Annotated in this window: 4 protein-coding genes and 1 pseudogene; 4 read left to right on the top strand and 1 reads right to left on the bottom strand. The window is 68.1% G+C overall.

What is annotated here, in order from left to right:
• Positions 1–1,323 (top strand): annotated as a pseudogene (locus NS4_RS32745) (hypothetical protein); the annotation flags it as partial.
• A gap of 433 nt (positions 1,324–1,756) precedes the next feature.
• Here the strand turns inward: NS4_RS32745 and NS4_RS29250 are convergent.
• Positions 1,757–2,875 (bottom strand): hypothetical protein, encoded by a 1,119-nt coding sequence (locus NS4_RS29250; RefSeq protein WP_063062712.1) that lies wholly within the window; start codon positions 2,873–2,875, stop codon positions 1,757–1,759.
• Between the two features lie 191 nt (positions 2,876–3,066).
• Between NS4_RS29250 and NS4_RS29245 the strand changes: the two genes are divergently transcribed.
• From NS4_RS29245 to eccA, 3 genes are all read left to right on the top strand, one after another.
• Positions 3,067–4,029 carry a C40 family peptidase gene (locus tag NS4_RS29245; protein WP_063062711.1) on the top strand — a complete coding sequence of 321 codons (963 nt, stop codon included), beginning with the start codon at positions 3,067–3,069 and terminating at the stop codon, positions 4,027–4,029.
• A gap of 24 nt (positions 4,030–4,053) precedes the next feature.
• Positions 4,054–5,826, top strand: a complete 1,773-nt coding sequence (locus NS4_RS29240; RefSeq protein ID WP_157106319.1) for a WXG100-like domain-containing protein — start codon at positions 4,054–4,056, stop codon at positions 5,824–5,826.
• Positions 5,827–6,467: 641 nt separating this feature from the next.
• Positions 6,468–8,225 (top strand): type VII secretion AAA-ATPase EccA, encoded by a 1,758-nt coding sequence (gene eccA / locus NS4_RS29235; RefSeq protein WP_063062709.1) that lies wholly within the window; start codon positions 6,468–6,470, stop codon positions 8,223–8,225.
• Positions 8,226–8,243 lie beyond the last annotated feature (18 nt).

Below are 8,243 nucleotides of genomic sequence, written 5' to 3'. Positions count from 1 at the left end.
CTCGGCATGGGCGCGGGCGGCGGCACCGGCGACGACCGCGGTACGACCACCAACTCGGCCGGCGGCGCGAACGCACAGGACGGGGCGCCGGTCCCGGTGGCCGGAGCTCCGACACCCTTCAACTCGGCGGTGGCCTCGGCGAAGGACAAGGAAGCCGAGCCCGCCTACATCGTCGGCGATGCGGTGAACGAGGATCTTCTCATCGCCAAGACCCTGCTCGGGGCGGTTCTCGCCGCTACCGAGGAGGCGGTCGGAATAAGTTGGGCGGTGGCAGTATTGCGCGGTCCCGGCGGGGCGGGTCTGTTCATAACCTCCAACGAGGGCCGGGGCTGGCTTCCCGCCGGTCTCTTCCTGCCGCGCCAGGTGTCGACACCGTGGCTGTGGGACGAACTGCTCGGTGCCGACGGTGAGGCCGCCGCACCGTGGGAGGGGATTTCGGACCCCGCGCGAACCCTGGCCGAATTCGGCCGGGCATGGGGCGCGAAAGCCAACGCGGCGCTTTCCGCGATCGCCTCCTCCGGTCCGATCGACCCCGGCCTGCGGAGTCGGCTGAGCGAGGTCGCCATGCAGGGTCTCGTCGAGCCCGGGTCCGACCTCGATCTCCGGGTGCTCACACCCGATACCACCGACCGGCTCGGCCTCACCGGTTCCGTGCCCGCGCTGGAATCAGTGGCTGCCGTGCCGGACGACCAGGTTCGCAACCACTGTGTCAAACTCGCGCTGGACGCCCATTCTCAGGTCGGCCGCTCCGTTTCGCAGTATTTCGACAGCTCCGGTTCGCGTGCGATCCGGGATCGGATCCTGGCGAAGGTCGAGGCCCGCGAGGAGGTGCCCGCCTCCTGGTGGGAGGAACTCCGCGACGCGGACGATCTCCTGGCCGCGGAGATGGTTTCGCAACGGCTCGATGTGGGTCGGGTCGATCTCGGTGCCATCCGAGTGGACGATGAAGTGAGCGCCCTGCGGGCCATGGTGTGGGATCGGCGCTGCAACGAGCTCGTGGCGCTATTAGCGGAAGAACCGAACCGGCAAGTTCTGCGTGATGCGGTATACGCGCACCAGGAGATCCTCGGCCATCCCTCGTTCGTGGCCGCTCCGGCGGCTGTGGCCGCGGGTGCCGAGGAGCAGGTGGTGCGGCCGGTCGCCGGTGGGTCCGGGGTTTCGGCTCCGGCGCAGCAGGCCGGCGCACCCGCGGAGCCTGTGGCGCCGAGTGCCGGCGGACCGCCGACCGGCGCGGTCGTCGCTCCCGAGGCCGGTGGGCCGCCGCGAGGTGCGCTGCCCCCGTCGGTGACACCGCCGCCCGAATCGCGAGGTTCCTCGTCTTGATCCCCCGATGACAGGCCTCCCGTTCGTGCCACGTGGGAGGTCTGCTTGCGGGAAGAGCCGCGCTGCGCGGGAAACCGGCGCTCAGGCCCTGTGAACGGTCTCAGCGGACCGGCCTGCTGAAGAAGTGCTACCGGATACCCCTCACGGCAGGGCCGGTTGTCGGCCGACCGGTGCGGGATGGTCGCGGCCAACCAGGGCGCGGGCGACTCACACGCCTGCGACGCCCCTCGGAGGAGTCGGATCGGGTGCCCGGAAAGGGCAGGGTGGACGAGTGAGCCGGGCTGCGTGGTCGGCCGGTCGTATCCGCCCCGCTCCTGGGCGGGATGTATGTACTGCCGACGCCGAGCCCGAGCCGCCGATATGGAGGCGACGCACGTGGAGATCGGTTGCGCTCGCTCCTGGGCGCCAGGGGCACCCGACTACAGCATGTGCGCTAGACCTGTTTGCTGGGAGATGTCGGGCCGTACGGAATATTGTTTTGAGGGTTGGTCGAGCCCGGATCCTGCGGTGCTTTCTCGCCCGGTGTGGGCGCCGCGCCGCTGGGCGGGGCGGGTGCGGTCGGGTCGGAGGCCGGGCCCGCGGCCGAGGGCGCGGGCTGACTCTCCGGCTCGTCCTCCCCGTCCTTGTCCTCGTCCTCCTTCTGGCCCAGGAGCTCGGGCAGCTGACCGAGCATCGGCATGAGCGCCATCGGCAGCATGGCCAGCATCGGCAGCATGGAGCCGAGGCCGCCCGCCGCCCCGGCCGCGGCGCCGCCGGCCGCACCGGTACCGCCACCGGTGGATCCGCCCGAGCCGGATCCACCGCCGGCGGCGCCGACGTTGACATCCTGCGCGGCCGCGACCACTTCCTTCACCTTGTCCACCGCGGCCGCGATATGGTCCATCACCGCGGCGGCTTCGTTGGAACTGAGTTTTTTCGAAGCGACCGTCAGCAGGGCGGAGTTCAGGTCGCTTTCGATATGAATGATTTCCAGTAGCGTCCGCGCCTGCTCGGCGGCGACCATCTGCGAGGTCCCGTCCACCTGCGCATCCATATCGACCAGCGAGTCCTGTCGCGCGTTCGCGGAGAACACCTGCTGCTTGTACATCTCGACGCCGCTGCCCGATCCCGGCAGGTCCGCGGTCCGGACCTTGGTCGGCATCCTGCCGCCTCGCGGTGGGGGTGGTGGATCGGACCTGCCGAACCCGAGTACGTTGACCGATTTCTGCATCGTGTCCTCGGCGGCAACGATGAAATCGTCCACGATAACGTTTGCTTTGGTGTCCAGCCTCTTCATCCGCTCCAGCCGAACCGTGTGCAATGGTTTCGTGGGGCCGGGTCTGTCGGTGGCCGGTAAACCCTCCTCGGTAGCCGCACCGTCGGCGCGCACCGGGACGGGTTTGCCGGTGGCGGGGTCCGTCTTGCTCATCAGGGCGGCCGGCCGGTCCTCGGCGGTACCGGGAACCGGCTGGCCGGGGCGTGGTTCACCCGGCCGGAGGCCGCCGGGTGGTCGCCGATCATCCGGTGTCGTTCCGGGGGTGTCGATATCCGCGTCTGCCGTCGCTGTATCCATCCGCTGTCGTCGCCTCCCGTGATGTCCTTTTCATTGTGTTGTCTTCCTAGAGATGGGAATAGGAGGGATGTCGTTCGTCCGCGTGTTGTCGCATAGTCGAACGGACAACATAGGCTTGATTGCCGAGAAATTGCCCGGGGTGCTGGGGCAGAGAGGTAAGTCGGTGCGATGAGCGATGGTGAGCTGATCGTATGCCGGCACTGACCGATGATGTGCACGGTGTGTTGCGCGAGCTGCTCGGGTTGTACGGGGCCGGGCAGCCGTCCGAACGTGCGTCCGCCATGCTCGCGCAATCCATGGCGGCGGACGTGTCCCGACTGTCCGGCGGGGGTGCGCGCGGCTACGGTGACGCGCTGGGAATCCAGCGTACGGTGCTCGACACCCAGTACGGCCGGGACGGCGTCGTGACCAAGACGGTCGGTGAGTCGGGGGCCGGCACGCTCAACGGTCGCGGGGTGCTGAGCAGTCAGATCTCCGATCTCCAGGCGCGGATCCAGGCCATCACGCTCATCGGTGACACCCGGTTCAGCGGCCCGGCGCTACTGGATTCGGCCCAGCAGACCATCACGAACGCGACCAGGCAGGTGAACGCCGATATCGACGCGGCACGCAGACAGGCGGCTCAGATAATGCCGCCGGTTGCGCTCGCCGAGCGCACCCGAAAAGCATCCTCTCCATCCCGGAAAAGGCGGCGGCGACGACCTCGCATGGTGTCCGGGCAACAGGTCACCAATCAGCCCACTCGGCGTGGTATACGCCGGAATTGGGACAAGACCCGAGGCGGACTGGCCGCGCGGGCCGCCGACGGCGCGCTCGGCCTACCTTATATCTGGGGCGGTGGCGGCGCAGGCGGGCCCAGCGGGGGCGGTTTCGACTGCTCCGGGCTGACCCAGTACGCCATCGCGGAGGCCACGAACGGCGAAGTGGTCCTGCCGCGGACGACCTACGATCAGATCTACGCCGGTGAACGGATCGATCCTCGTGACGTGCGCGCCGGTGATCTCGTGTTTCCGGCTTCGTCGTTCAGTTCCCGTGGTCCGGAACACGTTCAACTCGCCGCCGGTAACGGTATGGTGATCGAGGCGCCCTATTCGGGTGCCACGGTCACTTATTCACCCATGCCGGCCAGTGCTGTCGTGGTACGAGTCGTCTGAATCGCCGGAGCGGAACTCTAGCCCGTGGCTATCGAGATACCACACGAAGTGGCGACGTTCCTGAACTTCATCGGTGTCCCGTATCCGGATATCAACGAGGACCAGGTTCGGGAACTGGCCGGACATGTCCGTACTTTCGCCGACGAGGTGGCGGGGACACACGGCGCGGCGACCGGGGCGATCACCGAGATGGGTTCGGTTTACCAGGGGCAGTCGTATCGCGCGCTGGTGGCGTCCTGGGCCAGTTTGAGCTCGTCGCATATGGAAAGGCTGGACGAGTTGTGCCGCGCGGTGGCGCAGGCTCTGGAGATCGCCGCAGAGGTGATCACCGCAGTCAAAGTGGCGGTACTGACCGAGCTCGCGGTGCTGGCCGCCGCCTATGCCGCGGCCATGGCGGCCACCGTGGTGACATCGGGCGCTTCTGTGGCACTGAGTCAGTCCATTTCGCTCGTGGCCCGGCGCCTGATCAAGGCCATGGAGGAAATGCTTATCGGCTACATTGTGGCCGAGGTGCTGGGTAAGGCCATCGAACCACTCGAGGACGCGGTCGCGGACATGATCAACGGCGTCGTCTACAACGCCACTGCCGATATGCTCGGCGTCGACGGCGGCCGGGAGGGCGTCGTCTACATCGATCCCGACGAAGTGCGCCGTTACGCTCAGGTCCTCGACGACCACGCCGATGACATCATGAAACACGCGGAGAAATTCGCCAACGGTGTCGCGGCGCTCGATTTCACGACGCCGGTCGGCCTGCCCGGTGCCGATCCGGTGACCCAGTCGGCCGGGCCCTCCCATACCCCGCCCGCCGGCGCGCCGGATCGGCAGCACGCGCCGCAAGAAGTGGCTGCTACGCCGCGGAACTGGCTACCCGGGGCCACTACCGCAGCGACGCCGGTCCAGGACGCGGGAGCGGCTGCGCGCGCCGACGACAGGTCTGCGGCGGCGGAGGCTCCGCCGCAGAGCACGACCGGTGCGCCCGCGGCGGGGCCGGCCGCTGCGGGGCAGAGCGGTGCACCGGGCGCGACCGCCGGAACCGGATCTGGGCAAACCGGTGACCTGCGGTCCGCGGGCCCCGCCGTGGACAGCCCCGCGGTCGACGCGCGCTCGGCGGAGTCGCGTGGGGAACGCCCACCGGCCGTGGACGGCCAGGAACCGGGTGTAAACGCGGCCCGGCCGCCGGCGGCGTCCGCGGACGATACGGTGGGCGGGATCCCGGGCGAAGCCGGAAGTGCGGCCGAGCGACCGGCGGCGCAGGGCGGCGGTTCAGGTGGAGCGGATTCGGGCCGGGGCGGGGAGGCCTCGAGCGTTGCGCCCGGCCGAATCGGTGATCCCGCAAGTGCTTCGCCCGGAAGTGGCGGTGCTCCGGCCAGCCCGTGGAATCGTCAATCTTCTGCGCCGGGCGGATCGTCGGCCGGATCCGGGCAGGCCGCGGCCGGTGGCCGCGGTCGTCGCCGCGGGACCGACGGAGATAAGCCGGGCCGTACCGCGGGTGGTCGGCGGCGCCGGGCTGCCCGGCAGAACCCGTGGTCGGCGCGACCGGCCGCAGCGTCCTCCCCGGCGCGTACGCCGTGGGGAAGGCCCGCCGAGCGGGCCGAGCCGGCGGTTCCCGCCGTGGCTGCCGAGGGGGATGCGCCACCGCCCGTTGTGTCGCCGGACCGGGGTCTGAAGGGCGGCGCCGAAGGGAAGGACGGCGCTGTACGAGAAGCGGCGGGTCGGGCGCACCAACCGGAGCCAGGCGGCCCGGTGGTGTCCGCGCCGGTCCGCGCGGATGAAGGCCCGCCACCACGCGGGTGAACAGATCGGCATTTGTCCATCGGCTCGCCCGGAACGCTTTCGTGTGCTTCCGGATGCGTTCGGATCGAATTCGGGCATTTGCCCGATAGAGCCCCGAGGTGCGGCGGCCGATGGCTCGCTGTTTCCACCGGCCGCCGCGGATGAGGTCATCAGGGATGAGGGAACTGGTGACCCACTGCCGACTATAGCTACACATAACGTGCCGTTCAACAACGGCACTATCGCCAGGAGAGGGAATTTCTCCGGCGGTGAATAGCGAGCGGGTTGCCGGCCGTAGCTGTCCTCCCTCGCTCGGAAAGCCTGCCTATCCAACCCTTTTCACGTACAGGCCAATGATGATCGGGGGTTGCCTTCGGCCATTTTCAATGGCCCTGCGCAAGGGTCCGGCACGAAACCGGCTGGTACTTTATCGCTGGTTTACGGCTCGTTCGCTGATGGAATCGTGGGCCGCGGACTTTTATGGCATTTCATACGCATTACCGCCCATTCCGGCCTGCCCGCCCGATCCGGGCGCCGGGTACTCGACCCCGCCTTCACTTCGCGAGCCTACTTCCCAGTGCCGGGAAATGCCCGATGCCTACCGGCGCCCTCGGGTGGCTTACCCTGCCAGCAGACGAGGGTCGGCGGAAGGGAAGTCCGAGGTGTCAGCGGCCGAAGACGCGTTCTACACGGGCGTGCAGAGTTTGGGATTGGTCGCCGGTGGGGTGCGCAACGAAGAGCACGCCCGTGCGGCGTTCGCGGCGGCCACCGATATCGATCCGGATATGTGCGACGCATGGCTGGGACGAGCCATGGCGGGGGAGGTCACGTCCGAGGTCATCTACGGCGCCTACCGCTCCTCGCACAATCTCTACCGTGATCAGCAGCGTGCCGGCCTGGTGGATCGGGCGCTGTGGTGCCAGGTCGAGATCGGTGTGTTCGGCCTGCGGGTCGCGATGGCCGATCGCGATCAGATCGCCATCGCGCAGGCGTGCGCGTACGCAGACGGGGGTGAATGGCAGGAAGCGGCCGCGATTCTGGATGAGGTGCGCGGTGACGATGTCGCCGACTTCGCTCGGATCGCCCTGTTCTACCGGACCGGACGCTGGCCCGATGTACTCACCGCGCGGGCCGCGAAGACGGTGCTCGAGGACGGCTTGCTCGATATCGCCGCCGAACTGATGGCAGCCAGTGCGCTGGCGCATCTCGGCAGGTTCGGGGAAGCGTTGCCGCGGGCGCAGCGGATCGTGGAGGACAGTCAGTCCGGGAGCCTGTCCTACATCTGGGCCGATGCCCACTATCTGCTCGGGATGGTCCTGCGGCACAACGGCGACCACGACGCGGCCGACAAGATCCTCAAGGGACTGCAGGGTTCGGGTCTGTGGCCGAACCGGCCGGACTGGCAGCAGGCGGTGCGGGACAAGAACTTCCGGCTGGAGGTCACCACTCCGGAGGTGATCGCCTCCCGGACCGATATCTGGGATCCCAAATCCGGTGACGACCCCGCCGAAGTGGCGGCGAGCGCGGCCAAGGCGGAGCGCGACGAACTGCTCGAAGAAGCATCCAAGCTGCTGCAGTCGCAGATCGGCATGGACTCGGTCAAGGAACAGGTGGACCGGCTGAAATCCGGTGTGCTGATGGACCAGGTACGGGCCAAGCGCGGACTCGCGGTCGACTCGCGATCCAATCACCTCATCTTCTCGGGGCCGCCCGGTACCGGTAAGACCACCATCGCCCGGGTCATCGCCAAGATCTTCGCCGGGCTCGGCGTGGTCGAGAACGCCGAGGTCATCGAGGCATCGCGTAACGATATGGTCGGCACCCATCTCGGCCATACCGCACCCAAGACCAATGCGCTGATCGACTCCGCGCTCGGTGGCGTGCTCTTCATCGACGAGGCCTACACCCTGATCCAGGAGGGTCTGTCCGGTGGCGACGCCTTCGGTAAGGAAGCCGTCGATACGCTGCTGGCCCGGATGGAGAACGACCGGAGCAAGCTGGTCGTGATCATCGCCGGATACGAGGCCGAGATCGACAGGTTCCTGCAGTCGAACGAAGGTCTGTCGTCGCGTTTCACCAAGCGGGTCCGGTTCCCCAGCTACGACCCGGACGAACTCGTCCAGATCGCCGATCATATCGCCGGCAAGAAGGATTCGATCCTGTCGGATCAGGCCCGCGAGGTCCTGCGCGACCGGTGCACGATGATGTCGGAGCAGAGCAAGAACGGCCGCCGTCTCATCGATCTCGCCGGTAACGGCCGCTTCGTGCGCAATGTCGTGGAGGCCGCCGAGGCCGAACGTGATTTCCGATTCACCCGCGACAATGTGGATATCGCCTCGCTCACCGACGAGGAACTGATGACCATCGACGCCTTCGATATCACCGCCGCGCTGCAGGGGTTGGCGCCGGTCGGAAAGTAACGCCCGCCAGCCACCCGG

Origin of the sequence: Nocardia sienata NBRC 100364, from assembly GCF_001613205.1 — a bacterium.
In the GTDB taxonomy this organism is placed as follows: Bacteria; Actinomycetota; Actinomycetes; order Mycobacteriales; family Mycobacteriaceae; genus Nocardia; species Nocardia sienata.
The sequence above is the reverse complement of the archived record's forward strand: the minus strand, read 5'-3'. Positions and strand labels throughout refer to the sequence as shown.

What these genes read in the sequence shown, in the direction of transcription:
- NS4_RS29245 (WP_063062711.1), top strand. Translation starts at nt 3,067, where the DNA reads ATGCCGGCACTGACCGATGATGTGCACGGTGTGTTGCGCGAGCTGCTC.
- NS4_RS29250 (WP_063062712.1), bottom strand. Translation starts at nt 2,875, where the DNA reads ATGGATACAGCGACGGCAGACGCGGATATCGACACCCCCGGAACGACA.